Origin of the sequence: Paraburkholderia sp. SECH4, from assembly GCF_030511745.1 — a bacterium.
Taxonomy (GTDB): Bacteria; Pseudomonadota; Gammaproteobacteria; order Burkholderiales; family Burkholderiaceae; genus Paraburkholderia; species Paraburkholderia madseniana.
Window position 1 is genome coordinate 1 of sequence record NZ_JALOCP010000060.1, and the last position, 21,212, is coordinate 21,212.

The 21,212-nt window shown below is 57.7% G+C and carries 14 protein-coding genes and 2 pseudogenes; 7 read left to right on the top strand and 9 right to left on the bottom strand.

What is annotated here, in order from left to right; genetic code table 11:
* From M0D67_RS39325 to imuA, 5 genes and pseudogenes are all read right to left on the bottom strand, one after another.
* Window positions 1-910, bottom strand: a pseudogene (locus M0D67_RS39325) (prepilin peptidase); the annotation flags it as partial.
* Between the two features lie 83 nt (window positions 911-993).
* A pseudogene (locus M0D67_RS39330) lies at window positions 994-1,952 on the bottom strand (SOS response-associated peptidase family protein).
* Between the two features lie 174 nt (window positions 1,953-2,126).
* On the bottom strand, window positions 2,127-5,276 hold the full coding sequence (locus tag M0D67_RS39335; protein WP_266242845.1) for an error-prone DNA polymerase: 3,150 nt from the start codon (window positions 5,274-5,276) through the stop codon (window positions 2,127-2,129).
* A gap of 6 nt (window positions 5,277-5,282) precedes the next feature.
* Window positions 5,283-6,752, bottom strand: coding sequence for a DNA polymerase Y family protein (locus M0D67_RS39340; RefSeq protein WP_266242847.1), 1,470 nt, complete (start codon window positions 6,750-6,752; stop codon window positions 5,283-5,285).
* Window positions 6,682-7,389: a translesion DNA synthesis-associated protein ImuA gene (gene imuA / locus M0D67_RS39345; protein WP_266242849.1), complete on the bottom strand. Its 708-nt coding sequence runs from the start codon at window positions 7,387-7,389 to the stop codon at window positions 6,682-6,684. The genes M0D67_RS39340 and imuA overlap by 71 nt, the downstream gene beginning before the upstream one ends.
* Before the next feature lie 87 nt (window positions 7,390-7,476).
* Here imuA and M0D67_RS39350 point away from each other — a divergent pair, with 87 nt between their 5' ends.
* Both M0D67_RS39350 and M0D67_RS39355 read left to right on the top strand, forming a co-directional pair.
* Window positions 7,477-7,791, top strand: a complete 315-nt coding sequence (locus M0D67_RS39350) for a hypothetical protein (RefSeq protein ID WP_266242852.1) — start codon at window positions 7,477-7,479, stop codon at window positions 7,789-7,791.
* Between the two features lie 346 nt (window positions 7,792-8,137).
* Complete coding sequence (locus M0D67_RS39355) at window positions 8,138-8,356, top strand: hypothetical protein (protein WP_266242854.1); 219 nt, start codon at window positions 8,138-8,140, stop codon at window positions 8,354-8,356.
* 209 nt (window positions 8,357-8,565) lie between these two features.
* Here the strand turns inward: M0D67_RS39355 and M0D67_RS39360 are convergent, their stop codons facing one another.
* The gene (locus M0D67_RS39360; RefSeq protein WP_266242857.1) at window positions 8,566-9,726 is read right to left on the bottom strand and encodes a hypothetical protein; all 1,161 of its coding nucleotides are present in this window, start codon (window positions 9,724-9,726) and stop codon (window positions 8,566-8,568) included.
* A gap of 331 nt (window positions 9,727-10,057) precedes the next feature.
* On the opposite strand from M0D67_RS39360, the gene zorA reads away from it, so the two are divergent.
* The 4 genes from zorA to M0D67_RS39380 are packed head-to-tail and all read left to right on the top strand — an operon-like array spanning window position 10,058 to window position 18,252.
* Window positions 10,058-12,082 (top strand): anti-phage ZorAB system protein ZorA, encoded by a 2,025-nt coding sequence (zorA, locus tag M0D67_RS39365; RefSeq protein WP_266242860.1) that lies wholly within the window; start codon window positions 10,058-10,060, stop codon window positions 12,080-12,082.
* A gap of 3 nt (window positions 12,083-12,085) precedes the next feature.
* A complete protein-coding gene (locus tag M0D67_RS39370) occupies window positions 12,086-12,796 on the top strand; it encodes a flagellar motor protein MotB (RefSeq protein WP_266242862.1) in 711 nt (236 codons plus the stop codon).
* Window positions 12,793-14,484, top strand: coding sequence for an EH signature domain-containing protein (locus M0D67_RS39375; protein ID WP_266242865.1), 1,692 nt, complete (start codon window positions 12,793-12,795; stop codon window positions 14,482-14,484). Before M0D67_RS39370 ends, M0D67_RS39375 begins: the two co-directional genes overlap by 4 nt.
* A gap of 9 nt (window positions 14,485-14,493) precedes the next feature.
* Window positions 14,494-18,252, top strand: a complete 3,759-nt coding sequence (locus tag M0D67_RS39380; RefSeq protein WP_266242868.1) for an SNF2-related protein — start codon at window positions 14,494-14,496, stop codon at window positions 18,250-18,252.
* Window positions 18,253-18,708: 456 nt separating this feature from the next.
* Here M0D67_RS39380 and M0D67_RS39385 read toward each other — a convergent pair whose 3' ends face one another.
* The 3 genes from M0D67_RS39385 to M0D67_RS39395 all read right to left on the bottom strand — a co-directional run bounded on the left by M0D67_RS39385 (window position 18,709) and on the right by M0D67_RS39395 (window position 20,477).
* Window positions 18,709-19,158 carry a hypothetical protein gene (locus tag M0D67_RS39385; protein WP_266242870.1) on the bottom strand — a complete coding sequence of 150 codons (450 nt, stop codon included), beginning with the start codon at window positions 19,156-19,158 and terminating at the stop codon, window positions 18,709-18,711.
* Between the two features lie 89 nt (window positions 19,159-19,247).
* Window positions 19,248-19,793 carry an HAD domain-containing protein gene (locus M0D67_RS39390; RefSeq protein WP_266242872.1) on the bottom strand — a complete coding sequence of 182 codons (546 nt, stop codon included), beginning with the start codon at window positions 19,791-19,793 and terminating at the stop codon, window positions 19,248-19,250.
* A 93-nt stretch (window positions 19,794-19,886) separates the two neighbouring features.
* Window positions 19,887-20,477 carry a hypothetical protein gene (locus tag M0D67_RS39395; protein WP_266242875.1) on the bottom strand — a complete coding sequence of 197 codons (591 nt, stop codon included), beginning with the start codon at window positions 20,475-20,477 and terminating at the stop codon, window positions 19,887-19,889.
* A gap of 342 nt (window positions 20,478-20,819) precedes the next feature.
* Here M0D67_RS39395 and M0D67_RS39400 point away from each other — a divergent pair, with 342 nt between their 5' ends.
* Entirely contained in the window at window positions 20,820-21,155 is a 336-nt protein-coding gene (locus M0D67_RS39400; RefSeq protein WP_266242877.1) for a helix-turn-helix domain-containing protein, read from the top strand.
* Window positions 21,156-21,212: the final 57 nt, after the last annotated feature.

Sequence of the window (21,212 nt, forward strand, 5' to 3'; positions counted from 1 at the left end):
TTCTACTCAACTTTGCGCCGCCATCTAATGACGCTTTTACACCGCCGCTAACATCAGCAGTCATCCAGTAGAACGGCGACTCATACAGCGCCTCCATGAGGCTGTAGGCCTGAAACAAAATGAAGGTACCGTCTCCGACACGCAGGATTGGGCACGCATTGGTGACGTTGAAGTCGTGTAGTGATTGGAAGCTTTCGTTCCTGTTGTCAGCAGGCAGGCTAAACGCCGCAAGGACAGCCTCTACGTCTTCACGTTTGTGGCCGGATTCATTGACAAGCTCTTCAACCGAAAACTGATATATCGATAGAAATGTCCACGCCTCCGGCGAATTGGCGTGCTGAGCCTCATTCCGGCAATGCACTATTTTGGCGTTCTGTAGCCTCTCGAGCGCACAGCCAATGTTTCGGGCAACGTCAGGAGTAAATCCCCTATTTGCCTTCAACCAGGTACTGTCCGCACCGTATTTTCGTACTGAAAGGTCGCGGTACTGAAAGCTGTACGCTGATTCGCCTCCGTAGAAGATGGGCTCGCGCATCGCGGCGCCGTTCGCGAATGGGTTCCCGCCTTTCTCGGCGAGCTCGACCCAGTCGTGTGTTGCCATACCCTCCCGCGACATGGATTGGTGCAACTCCGCCAGAAGAGCGTCCGTTGAATCAGCATACCTCTGCAACGCGTCAAATTCTGGTTTAGCGTAGTCGACTGGAACCCGAACCAACAGCCCAATCAGGGTGGCAATCTCCGTTCGAGACAAGCGTTCATCGGTGAACATGTGCTGCATGTCCGCAGCTGTCATTTCGTCGCGGAAGGCGACGGTGTTGTCGCGTAAACACAAATAGGCGATGGCGTGTGCGTAGCCTGGAGATTTGCACAACTCTACCAACGCATCGAAGATTTGCTGCTCAGTTCTCATAGTGACGTCTAATAGGTCAGGAGTGTGAACGCACTGCGTCGAGTTTCGCGTTCAAGCAGGGGCAAGGCATCACGGATGTTTCGTCATGCGGCCATCCTATGCTCGTAGTACGGCCTGTCTTTATCATCAAGTATCGCGTGTAGGCTCGCAAGGTCTGATGCATTCGGGTTGAGCCACGCGTCTACGTTCTCTGGTTTGATGGGAACAATGCACGGTCGTGACCGGCGGCCGCAACCTCCGGCGGCGGCTCATCTGTTATGGCAGCAAAAGACAGGAGGTCCGGCTCGCCCGGCGCAGACCAGCGCGACCATAAACAGGCAACAAGCATGTCGTGGGCTGGGCGGGGCTCAAACTCGAGGACAACGTTTTCGTCTTTCTCTCCGTCACCGAGCTGTCGGCCTTCCATCTTGGCGCGGCTGACGTTCTCATAAAAGGCATTGACGACAAGGATGCCGTGCGAGTGACCAAACAGGGGCTTCCAAAAACCTTCGAGGTTGTCGCGCCGAGCGTTATAGGTTCCGGGATATTTAAAGTCGTATGAGGCAGGTTTACCAGCAATGCGGCACTGATAACGCATTGGCTTCACGACGCGCTGTCCGTTCTCCATGACCATCACGGGCGCGTAGTGCCCAGGGAAAATACGTGAATCGCGGGCCTTCGGCTCGGTCCGCTGTATGTCGTCAAGCTTGCCGCGGGTCCAGGCGATTTTGTCGGTGGCTATTCGCTGGCTTTCGGCAGCGGCTTTCGTTACCTTGGTCTGGAGTGAGCGCTCGGCGCCCGCCAATCGAGCGCGCTGCTTGAACAGGTCCTGCTCGAGCTTCGTCACTTGGTCCGCGTTAAACCGGTCGATGAGCGCCTTCACCTCACGCTCGGCATCAGACTGGGGCTCGGAGAACGCATCTTCCATCGCCTTCGGAATCTTCGCTTTGCTGCCCTCCGTTCGCTCGAAAAAGAGGCGCGCGAATTCCTTGATGCTCATCGTCGCGCCAAACATCCGTACGAACTTGCGATAGTCAGCTTGAATCTGGGCCGAGTAGCACATGTGAACCTCCGGTTTGCGTCTCCATGATAATCCCACCTAGCGGGCAGTCGGCTCAATAGCGAGTGACTGCAATAGCGTGTCGTCTTTGAGCCGACGAACCAGCGATGAATTCGTGTGAATCGATTGAAACTGCGAATCGCGCCCGGTGTCAGTCGTGGGACCAGGATTAAGCCATCAATGGAAATTACGGCTCATTGATGGCAGTTCGCCGAGCAGATACGACATGTCGATGAGGCGTTGCGCGACAAGGTGCCGTACTTCACCTTCACACTGCCATACGCCAAGCACTCCGAGTAGCGATGCGCCAAGGACTTCCTTGCGCTGCTTCTCAAGCACTTTGGGCCAGACGATGACGTTGACGTTGCCGGTCTCGTCCTCGATGGTGATAAAAATGACGCCCTTTGCCGTCTCCGGCCGTTGACGCACGGTGACGATGCCGCAGCCGCGAGCGAGCCGGCCGTTTCGATAAGTCTGCAGCGTTGAGGCCGGCATCAGTTTGTTGACAAGCAACTGCGGGCGCAGTAGTGCAAGAGGATGTCGTCCCAGTGTTAACCCCGTCGACCGGTAGTCACCGACGATATCTTCCGCTTCGGAGGGCGTACCCAGCTCTGGTGTTTCGTCTTCGACCTTCGCAACCGAGAGCATGTCTTTGTCAGGCGCCGAGGCGACTGACTGCCAAAGCGCTTCGCGTCGATTGCCGGCAAGCGATGACAGTGCGTTCGCCGCGGCAAGCACCTGCAGGTCGTGACGGTCCAGTTGTGCGCGGCGCGCCAGGTCGGACACGGTCGTGAACTGCCGCACGGCTCGCGCATTCTCAATACGCTCTGCGGCACCGTCGCGCATGCCTCGGAGCAACGACAAACCAAGCCTGACGGCAGGCTTCTCAGCGCCGTCTATGTGCTCAAGCGATGAGTCCCAGCCACTTATCGTGACGTCCACCGGCAGTACCTGGACTCCATGGCGCTTCGCATCCTGAACAAGTTGCGACGGCGAGTAAAAACCCATCGGCTGCGAATTCAACATCGCCGCGAGAAACGCTTCCGGCTCGTGACACTTTAGCCAGCTGCTCGCGTACACCAGCAGCGCGAAGCTGGCGGCATGGCTTTCTGGAAAACCGTACTCACCGAAGCCGAGAATCTGCTGAAAGATGCCATCCGCGAAGGTCTTGTCGTACCCGCGCTCGAGCATGCCGTTGACGATGCGGTCATAGTATTTATCCAGGCCACCTTTGCGCTTCCATGCTGCCATCGCCCGTCGCAACTGGTCCGCTTCCCCGGCGGTGAAGCCTGCGGCCAGAATGGCCACTTGCATCACCTGTTCCTGGAAAATCGGAACGCCTAGCGTGCGACCCAATGCAGTCTCAAGCGCTGCACTTGGATAAGTCACCGGCTCGAATCCCTGTCGGCGCTGCAGATACGGATGAACGGCGCCACCCTGAATTGGTCCCGGGCGTACGATGGCAACTTCGATGACCAGGTCATAGAACGTACGTGGTTTCAATCGTGGCAGCATCGACATCTGCGCGCGCGACTCGATTTGAAATACGCCAACGGTGTCCGCGCGCGAAATCATCTCGTAGGATTGCGGGTCTTCCGCTGGTATGTCCTGCATCTCGAATCGCTCGCCGCGCTGGTCTGATACCAGGTCCAGCGTGCGACGAATTGCTGAGAGCATGCCGAGTGCCAGCACGTCAATCTTGAGCAAGCCCAGCGATTCGAGGTCATCCTTGTCCCACTCGATGACCGACCTGTCCACCATCGCAGCGTTCTCAACCGGCACGAGGCGCGTAAGCTTGCCCCGGCTGATAACAAAGCCGCCGGAGTGTTGGGATAGGTGGCGCGGAAATCCAAGCAACTGCGACGCGAGAGACGCCCAGGCCTGAATCAGCGGAGTCTCCGCGTTCAGGCCGGACTCGGTAAATCGTTTGAGGAGGTCTTGCCTGCCATCAAACCAATGATGACTCTTGGCCACAGCATCGACAATTTGCGGGTCAACGCCCAGCGCCTTTCCGGTTTCGCGAAGAGCGCCGCGCGGCCGATAGGTCGACACAGCCGCGGCAATTGCGGCACGGTCGCGACCGTATTTCCCGTAGATGTATTGAATCACCTCTTCACGTCGTTGGTGTTCAAAGTCGACATCGATGTCCGGCGGCTCGCCGCGCTCCTTCGAAATGAAACGTTCGAAAAGCATGTTGCCGCGCGCCGGGTCGACTTCGGTCACGCCCAGGCAGTAACAAACAGCCGAATTGGCGGCCGAGCCACGCCCCTGACACAGGATGTGCTGGCTGCGCGCGAACCGCACAATGTCATATACCGTGAGGAAATAAGGCTCATATTGCAGGTCCGAAATCAGCTCAAGTTCGTGTTCAATCTGTTCCTGAACGTTGTGCGGAATGCCTGAAGGGAAACGTCGCTGTGCGCCGACGTATGTCTCCTGGCGCAGATAGGCCGCAGGCGTAAATCCGGGTGGTACCAGTTCGTCGGGATACTCGTACCGAAGCTCGTCGAGCGAGAAACTGCAATGCGCGAGGATGTTGGTCGTCTCGCTGAGCGCGTACTCCGGATAGAGGTTTGCGAGTCGCAGCCGGGACCGCAGATGCTGCTCTGCGTTCGGAGCCAGGTCGTATCCACACTCGTGCACCGGTCTGCCGACACGGATGGCCGTCAACGTGTCCTGCAACGGTTTGCGCGAGCGCACGTGCATCACCACGTGGCCGAGCGCGACGACGGGTATGCCGTGCCTGTCGGCAACGTACTCAACGGCGCCGCGGTGAATGTCATCCATCGCGCGTTGATGCAGCACCAGCCCGCACCACGCACGACCAGGAAATGTCTGGTCGAGCCACTCAAGCTGCGCATCGAGCACATCCTCTTTCGCGGGAAAGTCAGGTACCAGTATCGCAAGGCAGTCGGGCATGCCGCGCAGGTGGCTGTTTTCCCGGTCGGGCCGCGACAGGTCCTGTGGCGTCAGCCGATATTGGCCTTTCGGCGCACGTGTGCGGGCGAGCGTAATCAGCTCGCAGAGGTTTCCGTATCCCGCGCGGTTCTGGGCGAGGAGAATGAGACCGAACGCCGCTGAACCGTCGGCGTTGACGAGCCGGAAGTACGAGCCGATGACGAGCGGAAGCCTCGCTTCCTTGGCCGCGACGTGCGCCCGCACGATACCCGCGAGCGAGCATTCGTCAGTTATCGCCAGACCCGAGTAGCCGAGCTGCGCCGCGCGTTTGGCCAGTTCCTCAGCGTGAGAAGCGCCGTGCAGGAACGTGAAATTTGAAAAGCAGAACAGCTCGGCGTACGCCGGCAGAACGTTGAAGGTTGTGTCCATGGCACATCATCCGAACAGTCCATGGAGGAACCAGCGCGGTTCTTCTTCTGCGTCGCGGCTGCTTATGCGCTCACGATAAATCCAGAAACAGCTCTGGTCGTCGCCCTGTGCGACGAAATAATCGCGCGTCATGAGTTCGCCGTCGAACCACCCGCTCTCGATGCGTTCTCCTGGCGACACAAGGCGCAGCGGTGAGCCATAGAATGGCCGGTGCTTCCGCATCAGCAGGCGCACCGGCTTTTCCAGCAGCCAGGTGGGCCGAGGGAGCCCCTCTGGAAGCGTGGTGCTTTTCAACGCGCTGCCGACCGGCACCCATCGATTCGCGATTTCCGGTCGGTAGTCTGCCGTTGGCGCAGGCCTGAGTACGTTGTCTTCGCCAAGCCTTGCGACCAGCAGTTCGACGAGACGGGCATGGTCCTCTGCGGAGCCACCGGGCTCCGGAAACAGAGTATCCGATGCAGGCACCGCCGGTTGCACGTTCGATACATCGAGTCGCAGTGCGATGACTGGCGCGCTCAGTTCTACGCGGGCAAGCCGCTCCTTGATGAGCCTGACGAGATGGTCCTCGCGCCATGTTGGCTCGCCGAGCGCAATCTCGATTGCCGTAGGGACTACCGCCTGCCTGCCGCGCTCATGCTCCAGCAAAAGCGTCGCGCCCGTTAGTGCCAGTTGCTTTGCGCACAACCAGCCACAAAGCTGCACGATGAGGCGATGCGCGCCGAAGAGCGCCGCTTCCGCATGCTCGATACGGTCGGGCATTTCAATGCGGGCAGAAAACGTTGGAGGCAATTCCAGCCAGTCAAACAGCTCTGGCGCCGTGCCGAATGCACGGTCCAGCGAATCAAGCAGGTGCTCTCCGCAACGTCGCTGCAGCCCGGCACGCGGCAGTCGTCGCAAGTCTGCAATCGTCTCGCAACCAAGACCTGTGAACCAGTCTGCAAACGGTCGCACTTCCGGTACTGATAGCAGTGGCAATGCGGACAGTTGCCGTTCGAGCGAGTCGACCTTGAGTACGCGCCGGTTCCGGTGCTTCGCGAGCAGCCACGCGCCCTGACCAGTTGGTGCAGCACTTATCCGCGCGGTCAGTCCAATGACTTCAAGTATCGCTTTCGCTTGCCGACAGACAGCGAGCAGTCCACCAAACAGACGCAGGCTCGCGCCGATGTCGACCACGACAACAGCCTCTTCGAGCACTGCGACATCGGGCGAGAACTGCATGAGCGCCACTGCCACTTCGCGTTGCGTGGCACTTTCGCGGCCAAGGTCGCGCTCGTACATCTCTACCTCCGGCGCGAGCGTCAACACACCGCCGCGCTTCATGCCAACCCGCACGCCCACAGACCTGGCTACCCCGTCTGCGATGAGTACCTTGTCCCTTTCCAGGACCACGCAGCCGTGAGCGGGCTCAGGCAGCCACTTGGGTCGGAAGACCTCGAGTTGCAACCGGGGCAAGTGGACGGCGAGAAATACGCGCATGGTGCGAAAACAGGACAGGTGTTGGTTGAAGTGGGATGGACAGAGGCTCTGCGCGTGCTGGACCTCGTCGCTTCGTAATGTCGACGGTCAGACCGTCGCGTTCTGGCCGGAGCGCCAGTCGTAAAACTGCTGGAGAGGCATCCTGTGCTGACGCCAGTGGGCGGACCATGAAGAACAACGTTTCCGAAGACTGTGCTGCGAGATGCAGTCTTCGCAGCGACGAGGTCTGAACGTATTGCGCCCAGAACAGAAGTGCACCGCAACTGCCGGCGCGCAGAATCTGCTCTGCTGCCCACAATGCATCAGCCGTCTTCGAGGCCCGAATCTGCATCAATTGTTCTGGCGACAGCCCGATGTACTCAAGGCCCAGCCCGTTGGGAATGTGCGGCGGTTGCACCATCGCGACCGGCCGCTTGCCTAGTTCGCTGAGAGCCGGCCGAAGCAGCCGCATTTCACCCACACCTGCCTGCTGGACCAGCAAGTCGACGAGCGCGCCAACGGGCCATCCCCCGCCGGGCAGCTCAGCCGACAGCGCTGGATACCCAGTCTCCACGACTCGTCCCCGACCGCGCGCGAGCTGCGACGCCCGCCAGAGCGACGGGTGTATTGCTTCCGGAATGGGGGACGGGACAGTCATTGAATTGCGAAAATACCTGTATGGATGTACAGTATCCTACACGGATTTCCGTAGCGGCGAACAGACACTTTTTTGGGGTGAAACTTCATGGATATGCGCGTTCGCAAGCCGGTCAGCCATCCAATGCCCGAGATTGCGGCGTTTGTCGCCGACATGAAATCTGCGTTTGGCGAGCAGGACATCGATGAAGCCATTCGTCGCGGCCGAGCCGGGGAGCCGACGTTCTTTGCGTGCGAAAATGGCCGCTCTGTGGGTACCGCTAGTCTGGCGAAAACGGATGTCTGGCGTGTTGACGGCGCCGTGCGCGACCGCCACTACTGTGACGGTTGCGACGGGTCGTGCGTCGGAGAGGATGTATCCTGCAGCGACAGATTGAATCGCATCGCCAAGGAGAAACGATAGTGAAACTGGTTGGATGCGGGTTGCTTTTACTAGCGTGTACTTCGTCCGCGTTTGCAGGCGAGCGCTACATAGAAATCTGGAATCCGCCCGAAGCTCGGGGTGGATTGCATCAGGGAGCAGGCGCGCCGAAGTCGCTTACGCATAAGCGGCGTGTGCCTCATTTCGTAAAAACACGGGCGCATCGCCCGCCGACCACCGCTACGAACCTGGCTGTGAAGCAGGGAGCTGCCGGCGCAGGTACGCGACGCGTTTCACCTGACATGTCGGAAATTCCTCGTCTGATAACGCCCGAGGGGAACGTGCTGCGCGTTGATGCTCACGACTCGCATGTTGAGGTCGTGCGCTGATGGAGTCGGCAAGCTACAAGGGATACCGCATCTTCGGTCACGCCATACTTCATCAAGAGGACATCCTTTCGTCTGAGCGATACGCAGGTAGCGGGACCATCACCCGCTACACAAAGATGGTTGAAGCCTCCGGAGTACTCGGCGTTTTTGAAACGGAAGAAGAGGCTCAGCTCGCGGGACTAGGTTGGGCACGCGCCTGGGTCGATAACCACGGCTAGTAACCTGGTTGACGTCAATTCGCGTCAGCCTATGCCGGGGCGAATATCGCTGCTCCAACATCGGCGATGTGCGTGAAGCTTCGAAAAAATCGGTACGCCTCGCCGCCTGCCTTGCGGGCGGCGCAAACGCCGACACTACGTCGCGCATACTGCCGAGGCGTTTCGGCGCGTCAGCTTGCACTCACGCACCTCGGCCAGCCGCCGAACTACTAGAACTCGCCGTATCGAGCCGGAGCATTGTCCATATCGTCCCAACAGCAACCGACAGTTGGGTCCAGCCAATCTGCAGCTCGTCGTATCCACGCCGCATCTACGACGTCGTCGGACGACCTCAGCTGTTTTGACTCGAACTCGACGGCAGGTGCCCTCAGGCGGTTTGCTCGCTCGAGTTTCGACGCCCATTCCTCGACGCGCTTCAAATGGTCAAGCGCGATTCGGCGAATCTCGCTCAGTCTTACACGCTCGGCCTCCTTAGCCGCAGCGATGGCTCGTTGCTCAGCCGCCATCTCTGCTTGCACGGAATCGCGAATAACCAGATGCCGAAGCCGGCTAACGAATGCCTGAATTTTTGTCTCGACTGGAAGACTTCGCGTGTCTGCAATGTTTGCCGTAGCGTAGCTGCGCCCAAGTTTGAATGCTGATATTTCGAATACGTCCGCGGGATGAAAAATGTAGCTCTGGCTGTGCCGGTTGAATCCGAGACGCTTGTTTTCGGCCTGTTGCTCCCGCGTCAACGGGATACTTTCCTGGCGGCTTCGCTCCTTCACACGAAAAGTGAGCTTGCCATCAAGCAATGTCACATAAGCCGGGTCTTCCTCTTTGCCACCAGAGGAAAGCGAATATCCCGCACCCGTCAGCGTCTCAAGAAGCGCGTTAAGCACCAGGAGCGCTCGCAGAGAGTTCTGCTTGGACACGACGACTCGCATGAGTCCAGTTCCGTCGCAATACGGCCATGTTCGCGAATCCCGTTGCTTACCTTCGAGCTTTTTCGCCATCCGTTTGACGAGCGGCAGGCATTCGTCGATGGAGGTGCGTATGACGACGGCCGGTACATCTGGGGCACGAGCGGCGTCCTCATTGATTCGGACCTGAGTGCGCAGTGACAGCTCGTTGTCCTGCGGGTCTTTGAAGACCGAACGTCGGTAGGTCGTCGCCCCCTTGGTAGGCGGGAGCGATGGTTTTTTCACGGTCTTGCCGGCGGCAAGTTTTGCCCAGTAGCCGATGGGCGGGACTGGAATATCAAGGTTCACGCAAATCTTGCGAAGCCCCACATCGGAGATTTGATACCTCTTCGACACCTTGCTAACTGGCTCAGACCAGATTTCCTTGTACAGTTTTTCGCGTTCGAAGTCTTGATGGACGTCAGGCATGTGAACTCGTTGGTGTGTGTGAGCGGGGTCTCACTCATATTCCCCGTCACCTATTGAGCCAGCTACATGTGAAGTCTGTTTGATGTATTTAGAACACCACGGGGAAACTCTACGCGCCAAACCGCGCAAACCGTTGCGCAAACGCTCGAACCCTAGTGTTTGAGGGCCTCCCCGTTAATCTCCGGAGGAATATGCCGTAATATTAGGCGAATAGCAGTGACGGCCTGTCGGCGCTCGACGAGGGACCCGTCAGTTGGCTGCCGACCCGCGTCCGGGGATGCGCCTGGGCAGAAATTCTTAGAAAACACGCCCTTCACCGGGGAGACCGAAGTTGAACATCCAGTCGTTACTCGCTGGCGTGCCGACGCCTGCACTTGTCACGGGGGCATTTTTGGCCGCCCTCGTCGTTGCTGTCATTGCGTTTTTCTTCGGCCCAGCGATAAGGCATCTACTTCGGCTGCGCTCTATCCAGCGTCGCATTGAAAGCTTCGAAGGCGGAAATTACCCTTCACAGTTTGAGGTGGTATTCGCTGGCGACCGTCGGCTCGCCCATCTATGGAAAGAGTATGCCGAGTCGTTGCACGTCCAGCGTGAAGAGCGCGACGGACAGATGGTCGTGCGCGCCGTACGCGCCACTGTGCCCGCCGAGTTGTATTTCAACAGCCAGGTTGTCGTCGACAGCCGCTTGCGCACCGAATTTTTTAAGCATGTCCCCGGAATTTTTACTGGCATCGGTATTATCGGGACGTTCAGCGGACTGATAGAAGGCCTTCACGCGTTTCAGATAAGCGATAACGCTGCAACCGTGCGCGGTAGTCTTGAATCACTTATGCATTCTGTGGGAGAGGCGTTTCTTGTGTCCGCCTCGGCAATCGCTGCGGCGATGCTAACCACGCTCTTCGAAAAACTCCTGCTTGCCTCGTTGTACCGACGTACTGAAGAAATCGCACATGCGATTGACGCACGCTTCGAAGCAGGAGCCGGCGAAGAATATCTGGCACGTCTGGTAAAAGCATCGGAAGAGTCGGCAAGTCAATCCAAAATATTGAAGGATGCTCTCGTCAAGGAGATGGGAGAACTGCTGCGCGAGTTGACTCGTGCGCAAATTGAAGCGAGCAAAGAACAATATGCACTCGCCGCTGAAGCAGGCCGCCAGAACAACGCTGCGCTCGGACAAGTTATCGCAGAGAGCATCCAGCAGGGTCTCAAGGGTCCACTCGACGAAATTGCGGCGACTGTCAAGAGTGCCAGCGGTGACCAGAGCGCAAGCGCCGGGCGGATGTTGCAGGATGTAATGACGAGCTTCAGCCAACGGCTGAATGACTTGTTTGGTGGACAGATTTCAGGCCTTACCGAACTTAATCAGCAAACTGCGCAGAGTATTCAGCAAGCAGTTAGCACCTTGCACACTCTGGTAGCGAACATTGAGGCTTCGAGTCAACGCTCAACGGATGCAATGGCTCAGCGCATGGCAGAGGCCATCGAAAAGATGGAGTCACGGCAGGAGGCAATGAACGCCCAATCAGCTGCGTTCGTCGAGCAGCTGCGCCAATTGGTTGCGACGTCTCAGTCAGAGACAAACCAGAAATTGCAGACGACGCTGGAAACGCTTGGCACGCACGTCGGAGAGATGCTGACCACGTTGAGCGGCGCGCAGAGAGATGTATTTGAAAACAATCGGGCACGCGAGAGCGCCATGTCTGAGCGCGCGACCGGTGCGGTTACAGCAATGTCCGAATCCGTGGATGCCGTTGTCAAGGAACTGGGCATCGCAACGACGCAAATGGCCCAAAGCGTATCTGCCTTGACGCAGTCCACCGCGTCATCGGTAGACCGCATGAACGCTGGCGCGGAAGCATTAGGCACGGCATCGCGAAACTTCGCCACGGCGGGCGAGCGCGTTGCCGGCGTCATGGGGCAAACCGCCGACGTTTCGACCAAACTGGCCGCGACGGCTGGGAATTTGACGAGCGGTGCGGGAGCCATCCAGGAACTTCTGGGCGACTATCGCGCTCATCGCGACAGTATCGGCCAACTTGTTACCGAATTGCGTGCCACCGTCGATGTCGCGCGCAGAGAGGCCGCGTTGACTGGCGACATTCTCAATCGAATCGAGACATCCACCGGCCATCTTGGCGCGGCGCAAAAGCAGGCCGACGAATACCTCGCTGGTGTAAGCCGCGTTCTCGCAGACGCGCACGGCGCCTTCGCGACCGAGGTGAAGCGCACGCTGGATAAAGCGAATGCCGAGTTCCATACAAAACTGACTTCGGCAGTGGGGTTGCTTTCGTCCGCAGTCGGGGAGCTGGAGGTGACGCTTGCCGCGATGGGAACCCTGACGCCGGCGAGGAGGTAGACGATGTTTGGAAGTCAAATCGTCGTCAAGCGAGGAAGCCGTGACGAGGCGGAGAAGCCCTTCTGGATTTCCTTTGCTGACTTGATGACCGCGCTGATGGTGCTCTTTCTCGTGGTCATGGGGGTGGCATTGCTCGCCGTGACGAAGAATGTAACGGAGAAGGAAAAGCGCGAAGAGCAGCATCGGAAGGATATAGAACTTATTCTCGACCGGTTTCAAACTGCCGCCAAGCGGTACAACGGCATCAAGATAGACCGCGACCGGCACGTAATCGATTTTGGCGACCGGGCACGTTTCGCGTTCGGGAAATCGAACCTGGCGCCTGAGCAGGAAGCGGTGTTGCGCCAGTTCGTTCCCGAAATCCTGACATTGGCGAACGATAACCTTGGCAAGCGCGTACTCAAGCGCGTGGTTGTCGAAGGCTACACGGACAGAACAGGCACATACCTGAGCAACCTTAACCTCAGCCTTCAACGTAGTGAGCGCGTGTTGTGCAGCATGTTTGCGACGGCTGGTGCGAGTCAGCTTCAAGAGGACCAGAAGCAGGACGTGCGAAATCTGTTTCTTGTCGGCGGATATTCGTTCAATGACTCGAAGGAGACCGACGAGGAGAGTCGCCGCGTCGAGATGCGTCTCGAGTTCCTGGGTGTTGGCGAAGAGAGACCTTCGGTCCCGGTGCAATCGGGGAACTTCGGCGACTGCGCGCTGCGATGAACGCACTGAACTACCTGGCGTCTTTACTGCAGTCGTCCGTCAGCGAAGAGACGCAACCCATTCGCTCGGACGAAATCGACGCACTTCTCGAAAAGCTGAAGGCGCGTGCGAAATCAGGTGGCGGCCGGGAGCCCGTGCATGACCACCAGCTGGATGCGGTCCGGCGGTACTGGCATAGCCAGGAAGTGCCCACATTCCGAGATGCGTATTTGCTGTCCTTTGGTTTATGCATTCCGCACCGCCCCCAGGGCGAGTGCGTAATGGAGGACCGACCACGCTTGCAGCGTGTCCTCGACAGCGTTGACGGCTACATAACCAAAACTGCGTCATACAGGCGCTGCTATCAGGGACTCGCAAAGAGCTACTTCACTTATGACGTGGACGCGCCTGAAGCAGCTCCCGCCGGAAAGAAGAACTGGCTGACTTTGCGAGACTACCTTCACGACCGTAACCTCGAGATACGCGATAGCAGACCAGGCCCCGCATGGGTCGACACGGCAATTGAAAATCGGCAGCTATTCAACGACGCCCCGTGCAGCCCCTATGTGGGCCAGCTGCTGCGCGGCGACGAATCGCATATAGACCGGATTTGTGAGCAGCTTCAAATCGGGAAGGAGTCATGGTTTCTGCGCCAGCTCGTTCTAACGCAGGTTGAGGGCGCGACGAAGCTCGACGACGACGAGTTCGTGAGCCTACTACCTCGCTTGCTCGGTCTGCTAGCCCACAACGAGGTGCTTCGCGACCGGGGAACGATTCTGGTCCTTGACCGATACGCCCGGGTCTCTGGCAGCCCGCTACATCCAAGACTTCGCGACCATGCTGTTTCCTGGTGGGGCAATCCGTGGCTGCCTTCAAATGCAACACGATGGGGTGGCGTGGCGCCCGCGACTCGAGCGATGGTTTCCGACTGGTTGAAGCTCGAATTTATCGAGACGTTCTTTACGAAGCTGGCAGAGGATGGGCTCGCCGACCGTCGCCGAATGGAGTTTTGGAAGCGATATGTCAAGTCTATCGACGACATCGAGTTCGCATTAGGCTCCACTGCACGTAATTCGCGTGAACCGGACCTCGTCGCCCTGCGTAGGAAAATGAAGGGCCTGACTCGCGAACTCGACGCCTCTGGTGCCAACAACGCCTTCATTATGACGATGGGCAAGTTGGTCGCTGTGGAATTTAGTGGCCTCGGAAACGCGTTTTATGGCTATGACGCCAGTCGCTCGCTGCCCTTTAATACGAACCAGACATTGAAGCTCGGGAAAGACGAACGCAACTCGCTCAAGCAATCGAACCGCATGCTCTGGCTAAAGCATGGTGATGGCATTCATGGCTGGAATCGATGGGAAGATATGTTCGAAGCAACGCTTCGGGAGAGTTTTCAGATTCTTCCCTCAGTCGAGACGTCACGTGCTTCAGTCAGAACCCAAGCCGCAAACGAACGTGCGAAACCGACCAGTTTGGTCTCCCCTAGCGAGAACGCTCGGTCGTCGCAAAACCGAACTGAAACGCACGAATCCTACTCGCATGTCGCGCTCCGAAGGTTCGCCGCGACACATGGCCTGGAAATCGATGACAGGACATCACTCGGCGGAAATTTGTGGGTCCGAGGAGACGACGGCGATGAGAGCGTTAATCGGGTTTTGACGGGGTGGGGCTTCCGGGTGAAGCCGGGCAAGGGTTGGTGGAGATAAGGCAAAACCGTGTTCAAGCTATTCAAGCAAGCAAAAGAGCGAGACATTGCATCCTGGAATCGGCGCTGGTCTGACAAGGGCATCGTTCTGACTCGTCGAGTTGAAAAATCCGGCGCTGCCGTCGACGGAACTCTCATACAGGCCTATCTCACGCAACTCGCAGATGACGGCTTGGTCAGACCGGTAGATGACGGTTTTTTGCTCGATTGGGAATCGCTGTACGTCACTCTTGAGCGACCCGACTACTCGCAGTTGCGTGACGTGCTTCGAATCCCTGCATTCACCGATACGCGTCCCTCCTTGCGCAGCGTCCACTCATTGGCTGACCGCGAGTTCGCTATTGCGATAGATGGATGGCACGTCGATGGCGGTCGCGAATTTCGCGGCACCGTCACCGGACCCATCATGGCGGAAGGCACCGCGGAGGCGCTGATGCGCCCAGCGCAATGGAAGCTTTTCAATGCGGTGGTCGCGTTCTCGCGTCGCAATGATGAGGACCGCTCTGATTTGGGCAATCGCCAGGGTTGGGGGCGGATTCGCAAGCTCGCACTCGAAGCTGAGGCAAGGCTTGATGATTTTCTCTATCGCTCGGTGGTGCTAAGTCCGGAAAAACTCAACATCGGCCTTAGAAGGTCGGCCGATGTGGTGGATGACCACGTGATTGAAATCGAGCCTGGTTTCGAAGGAGCGCCTGACGATTGGCTCGATGCTTTCGACAGAGTGCGGGAGATTCGCGACCGGTATGACATCACCACCCGGGAGGGAGTCGTCCAGGTTCTGGTCACGCCTAAGGTAAAGACCGTCCTTCGCGAAATCAAGCGCTTGCCCGGACGACGCGTTGCAGGCTCACGGGCTCAGGCGTTCTTGCTCAACCCCTATGCGGCGCTGGGCGCCGACGCCAATGATGTCATCGAAGAGTCTCAGTTCGAGCGCGCTCGTGAAGACGCCGGTCTTGACTACGAGCGCTTCGTACCGACTTTCGAGCGAAACGCTGCAGGCTATCCACTTCGCGTCGGCCTGCTTATCGAAACGGCGTCGGCGAGCGGACCGACTTCCTCGAAGACGCATTGGCTCGACGACGACGAACTTTCCACGTTCGTCGCTGCCCTCTCCAGGTCCTTGGCGCTTGGCCACCAACTGCTCGCCTGGCAGGGCTACGACCTTGCTCTGCAGGGAGATTCGGAGCAGCAACTAAAAGATTTGTCGGCCGTACTGTCGCAACGTCGTACGCTTCCGACGATGGTTTCTTACGCTCAGGTCCATGACCTGGGAGGCTACTCGGCGCGCATCGAATCCATTGGCGTGGAAAAGCCATACCACTCTCCGTATATCGCGAAGAAGGACGAAGGTGAGGGATGGTTTCCCGACAACATCCTACCCGTCATTGTTTATCAGTCGAAGGACGGTGGCGAGCTGGTGGCCGTGCCCACCAACAAGCTGGCCATTGAAAAACTCAAGAACGAGGTAGAGGCAGCCGACGCGAAAGGTGTGGCGCAGCTCGACGTCCCTTGGCTCAAGGACCCTATTTCGGTGTCCGACGCCAAAGAAATCATCTCAACGTTTGAGAGCGTCTTTTCAGATTTGGAATCGGGCAAGCCGTTTGACCCAGCAAATGTACGCAAACCACCCAGCGAACACGGACCCAAGAAGCAGCTCGTTTTGCGTGCAAACATTCAGGCACTCGAATACGAAGAACTGCGCCGTGAGGCGCTGCAGGCGGTCCCTGCTCGCCCCAAGCTCCCTCTAAGCATCCGGCCCGAATTCGCCCTGTTGCCACACCAACAGACGGGCCTCGCCTGGATGCAGCACCTGTTCAGTTTGCAGACTGACTACCAGGTTCGCGGCGCAATCCTCGCGGACGACATGGGACTCGGCAAGACGTTCCAGTTGCTGGCGCTCATGGCCTGGTTGCTGGAGCAGGAGCCCACCATAAATCCTATGCTGGTGGTCGCACCGGTCTCGCTTCTGGAAAACTGGGCCGAGGAGGCTAACAAGTTCTTTCAGCCTGGCGCATTGCCCCTGTTGACTGCGTATGGCGACAGTCTTGCCGAGTTTCGCGTACCGCGTGGCCAGATAGACCAGCGTCTGCAGGCCGAGGATGGCCTGGTCAAGTTTTTGAAGCCCAACTGGATTGGCGATGCCAAGGTGGTATTGACGACGTACGAAACGATGCGGGACCTGGAGTTTTCGTTCGCGGCGCAGAAGTGGTCATTGATGGTGTGCGACGAAGCACAGCGCATCAAGAACCCGGCCGCAATGGTGACCCGGGCCGCCAAGAAGCAGAATGTCGCGTTCAGGATTGCATGCACTGGAACCCCGGTAGAGAACACACTCGCCGATATGTGGTGTCTCTTCGACTACGTGCAGCCGGGGTTGCTGGGTGCCTTGAACGATTTTGGTGAGCGATACCGGAAGCCGATTGAAGCGAAGACAGACGAAGAAAAGTCTCGCGTCGACGAATTGCGCGCTCGCATCTCACCCCAGATTCTGCGACGTCTGAAGACCGAGGTCGATACGGGATTGCCTCCGAAAATCGTGGTTGAAGATTGTCGGCAGCTCTCAATTTCTGGCGTTCAGCGCAATCTTTACGCAAAGGCGGTGGATGGCTTCAAACGACGCAAAGAGCCCAACCATACGACGCCGTTCAAAAATCACCTTGGCTTGCTGCACTATCTCAGGCTGGTATGTACCGACCCGAGAGTGCATGGTCTGAGCGTGTTCAAGCCGGAGCCGTTGGGCGACTATCGCGCGAAATCTCCAAAGCTCGATTGGCTACTCAAGCAGCTCACTGAAATCAGAGCGAAAGGCGAAAAGGCAATCGTCTTTTGCGAGTTCCGGGAGATTCAGCGACTTCTGCAGCACTACATCGAAGCCGACCTCGGGTTTCGTCCCGACATCATTAACGGAGACACGAGTGCGTCGTCGAGTCACGTCGCCAGTCGGCAAAAGAGAATCAAGGCTTTTCAGGACGCACCCGGCTTCGGTGTTCTTGTGCTTTCGCCGGTCGCCGTCGGATTCGGCGTGAACATCCAGGCGGCGAACCACGTAATTCATTACTCGCGCACCTGGAATCCGGCCAAGGAGGACCAGGCGACTGACCGCGCGTACCGCATCAATCAGAAGAAGCCGGTCTACGTCTACTATCCAACTGTTTGCGCGGACGATTTCACGACTTTCGACGTCAAGCTCGACCAGTTGCTTGCTCACAAGAGAGGGCTATCAGAGGACATGCTCAACGGTGCCGGGGACGTGGCGCCGGGCGATTTCAGTATCGCAGACGTTGTGCCGCAATCGCAGAGCAACGACCTAGATGAGCGAATCACTCTGGATATGGCGCTGCGCATGGGCTGGCAACACTTCGAATGCCTTGTCGGCGCGCTTTGGAACAAGCGTGGGTACGACTGCTATCGGACGCCGGGTACGAACGATAACGGCGTCGACGTCGTCGCCATCGACGGCAATCGAGGTCAGCTCATTCAGGCGAAGACCAGTGGAATTGATGGCACGAAACTAGGATGGGACGCCGTCAAGGAGGTTGTCGCGGGCGAAGCGTTCTACCGGCGTCGGCATCCGAACGTGTCGTTTGAAAAGGTCTGCGTCACAAATCAATTCTTCAATTCCCAGGCACAGGAGAACGCGAATTTGAACTCCGTCGAGTTGCTTGACCAGAAGCATCTCGGCGACCTGCTTCGAGCGCATGAAACGACCATGCTCGAGGTGGAGCGGATACTGTTTGCCGAATGGGAATCAGCGGACGCCCTGGGTTGAATCGAGAAAGGATGGCCAACGAGACGGTGACGACATAAGCATCGTAGGGACGGACATCCGTGCCTGTTCGCGTTGTTTACGGACCATTTTTCAGATGCATCGCGTGGACGCGCCCGTTCCGGACGATGTCGACTCTTGCTCGGACTGGCCAAAGACCAATCCTTGTTATTTCAGAAAAATGGCGACCAAAAGTACGATAGCCATTATTGCCCCGAACACCAGGGCTACGCGACCGACCCACTTGATGAAGCAATCGACATTCTTCGGTGACGAAGCGAAACGAAAAAGCCATTCACCGAAACGAGTGGGCCGTTTCATGGGGGTGCCTCCATTGGCGCGAGGGGACGTTTATTTTGTTGAGTCGACATCCGCGAAGCTCATTCACACCACGCCAACAGTGTGCGCACTTGACGCCCGCCTATCAAAATAAGCGCGTCATGGGCAGGTTCCATAGCACTATCTGCCGCCATCCAGAAAATCGCGCCAATCCCACGCGTAAGCACAATCCATGGGTTCCGGGTCCTCGTCAATTACCGGGCGTGTCGAAAATGCGATACGTTTTTTGAACAGGCTTCGCGCTGGTTCCGGTATCTCCCGAATTCGCACATAACTGGTGTTACCGACGGCGTGAATAGGAACATCAAGTTGTTGTGGGCGTGGAGGTAGTTCCTCCTTCCCAGTCAGCGCGACCGCAACAGCACGTGCTACCAGGTCCCATAGGGTCGAGGCGTAGCGTGGATAGTCGTGCAGGACGGCCGAACCTATTTCTCCCTGCACATCTTCGTGCAGCTCGACCTTGTAGTCTGCGAGCGCGCCATTCTTAACTCGGCCAATCTTTGCCGTTGCCAACACCCGGCTACCGCTCTCGCGGCCGCCCGGCCACAATTCGACTGTTACTCTCAGCATCTGCGATTCCTCCGTCACATCTTGGTTGAAAAATTGGCACGCCAGCGCAGTCTTGGACTGCTTATGCGCTACAAACTCTTCGGGCGTAACTACGAGCTGCTGTCCTTGTGTACATCGACCAGCCACTCTCGCATGCGCTTTTGAGCGCCTTCATCACTAATGCCGCGCGTCGAGTCCAGGAGTACGAAGTTCCGCACCAGCTCGCCGGGTTCGCGGCCGAAGTGATAGGCGCCGTACACCGAATCGTCGATTGCTAGCCAATTCTTCAAGCGCTTCCCATAGGCGTAGGAAGTGATTACGTCGGTGCGCCCAGAGCCGTTCTGCATGTAACTGAAGCGGGCTTTCCTGTCCCGTGTAGTGTCGACCACCCGTCGCGCCAATTCCGGCGGCAGGTACGAAATGACCTTCTCCGTCGGTAGCGTTTGCAGCCACGAGGTCGTCAGAACGATTTGCACGGCCGGATATGGTCCAAGCATTTCGACAAGAAGTGGCGCGTATTCCAAGAGCGGTCTGCCAGACTCAAGAGTCACCTGGCCGTCCGTGTCGAGAAGAGCGTGACCGCTGTGCAGCGTCCCGTCGAAGTCGACGAACAGCGTCGGGGCGGTCTGGTCCAGGGGGAGATTTGAATGCTCCATCGGTGCGGCCTTGTACCGTAATCAATCCTGTAGGGCGCCTGTGGCGCATTAATCCAATCGTGCATAGTGATATGACAACGCTGCTTGACTTCCTCACGGTCCTGCCGACTGCACGTGATTCTCGAAGTGCACGGGCGCCGTACATTCATCGCAGTAGACATGGCGCCAATAGATTTCTCTGAGCTTCCCCGGTCGTCCGCAAAGCTCACACACCGAACGAGCCAGGTGCACCGCTTTTTCTCCAGATGTGCGAATGCGTTGCCAAACTTCGCCATCGCAAAGGTAACCTTCGAGCAGTGAAATCCTCAACTGGCCTCCTGCTTCACGAATATCGGAGCAAAACGGAATGACCGGATACACGCCACTCATCTCCATCAGTAGGCCGTGGTCTATTGACGCAACGTTTTCGAGAGAGTGAGCTTGCTCGTACCACATCGCACGAAGCTCCGCTTCTATCTCCTGGGCGGCTGCTTCGATAAGTGCATACCACCCAAGGCCGCACTGGATACCGAAAAATGCAAGGTTTGACGGGTATGCCTCGGGGTAGCGCACCGACCGGAAGAACAACGGATAGCGCGAAAACAATTGCTGTTGCTTAACAGTTGCAAGGCAAGGACGTAGTTCCTCGCTAACTGGTGGAACATTGAGGTCCTTGACGCGACGACGTGGCCGATGGCCAATCACAGGAAGACCTCCGTCTTGCATCCAACACGCGGCAAACATCATTCGCGAGCCGAGTCTGCGTTCTAGGTTGACAGAATGGACGCGCGATACGTATATAGCGCCGAACGTTGCCGAACACTCCTTTTCTGGCTATGCCAAAGCGTATTGCGCCTTTGCGTCAGCGGTCTCGTCACGACGACGAAGGCTTTACACAACTTGCCGTATCGAAAGCCGCAAACGTCGTTGCATGAGGCTGGGAGTTTCGCAATGAAGGAAGTTTAGAGGTAAAAATATGTAGTGTAAAGAGCACCAGTTTATAAACTGGTGATTTATACGCTGTAGATTTTGATGCTGCGATAGGTGATGCTCCTGCCCCATATGGCAGACAACACAACTGCGCGTCAGTCGGCAGCCCGAGAGCGACTTGCGAAGAACCTGAAAGTGTTCCGCGGTAAACAAAGCATGTCCCAAGAAGCACTAGCGGACCGTGCCGGCTTGCATCGCACGCGAGTTGTTAAAATCGAGCAAGGACTCGTGAACGTAACGCTCGACACCATCGTGTCTCTGGCTGAAGCGCTGGGTGTTGACGAAGTCCAGTTGCTTACGGCGCACGATGAGTTGCCCACACCACTCAAATCGGGGCGTAAGACGGGTGCTGAAAAGGCCGCGACTCAAAAGCCACGGCGTAAAGCTGTTTAAGTTCTGGGATAAGACCTAAAGCACGTCTTGGTGCAGTTCCCCTTCTTGACCGCTTTG

Excerpts from the sequence above, each read along its gene's own strand:
- M0D67_RS39355 (WP_266242854.1), top strand. The coding sequence starts at position 8,138 with ATGGAGTCGGCAAGCTACAAGGGATACCGCATCTTCGGTCACGCCATA.
- M0D67_RS39370 (WP_266242862.1), top strand. The coding sequence starts at position 12,086 with ATGTTTGGAAGTCAAATCGTCGTCAAGCGAGGAAGCCGTGACGAGGCG.
- M0D67_RS39335 (WP_266242845.1), bottom strand. The coding sequence starts at position 5,276 with ATGGACACAACCTTCAACGTTCTGCCGGCGTACGCCGAGCTGTTCTGC.
- M0D67_RS39360 (WP_266242857.1), bottom strand. The coding sequence starts at position 9,726 with ATGCCTGACGTCCATCAAGACTTCGAACGCGAAAAACTGTACAAGGAA.
- M0D67_RS39390 (WP_266242872.1), bottom strand. The coding sequence starts at position 19,793 with ATGGAGCATTCAAATCTCCCCCTGGACCAGACCGCCCCGACGCTGTTC.
- imuA (WP_266242849.1), bottom strand. The coding sequence starts at position 7,389 with ATGACTGTCCCGTCCCCCATTCCGGAAGCAATACACCCGTCGCTCTGG.
- M0D67_RS39350 (WP_266242852.1), top strand. The coding sequence starts at position 7,477 with ATGGATATGCGCGTTCGCAAGCCGGTCAGCCATCCAATGCCCGAGATT.
- M0D67_RS39340 (WP_266242847.1), bottom strand. The coding sequence starts at position 6,752 with ATGCGCGTATTTCTCGCCGTCCACTTGCCCCGGTTGCAACTCGAGGTC.
- M0D67_RS39400 (WP_266242877.1), top strand. The coding sequence starts at position 20,820 with ATGCTCCTGCCCCATATGGCAGACAACACAACTGCGCGTCAGTCGGCA.
- M0D67_RS39385 (WP_266242870.1), bottom strand. The coding sequence starts at position 19,158 with ATGCTGAGAGTAACAGTCGAATTGTGGCCGGGCGGCCGCGAGAGCGGT.
- M0D67_RS39375 (WP_266242865.1), top strand. The coding sequence starts at position 12,793 with ATGAACGCACTGAACTACCTGGCGTCTTTACTGCAGTCGTCCGTCAGC.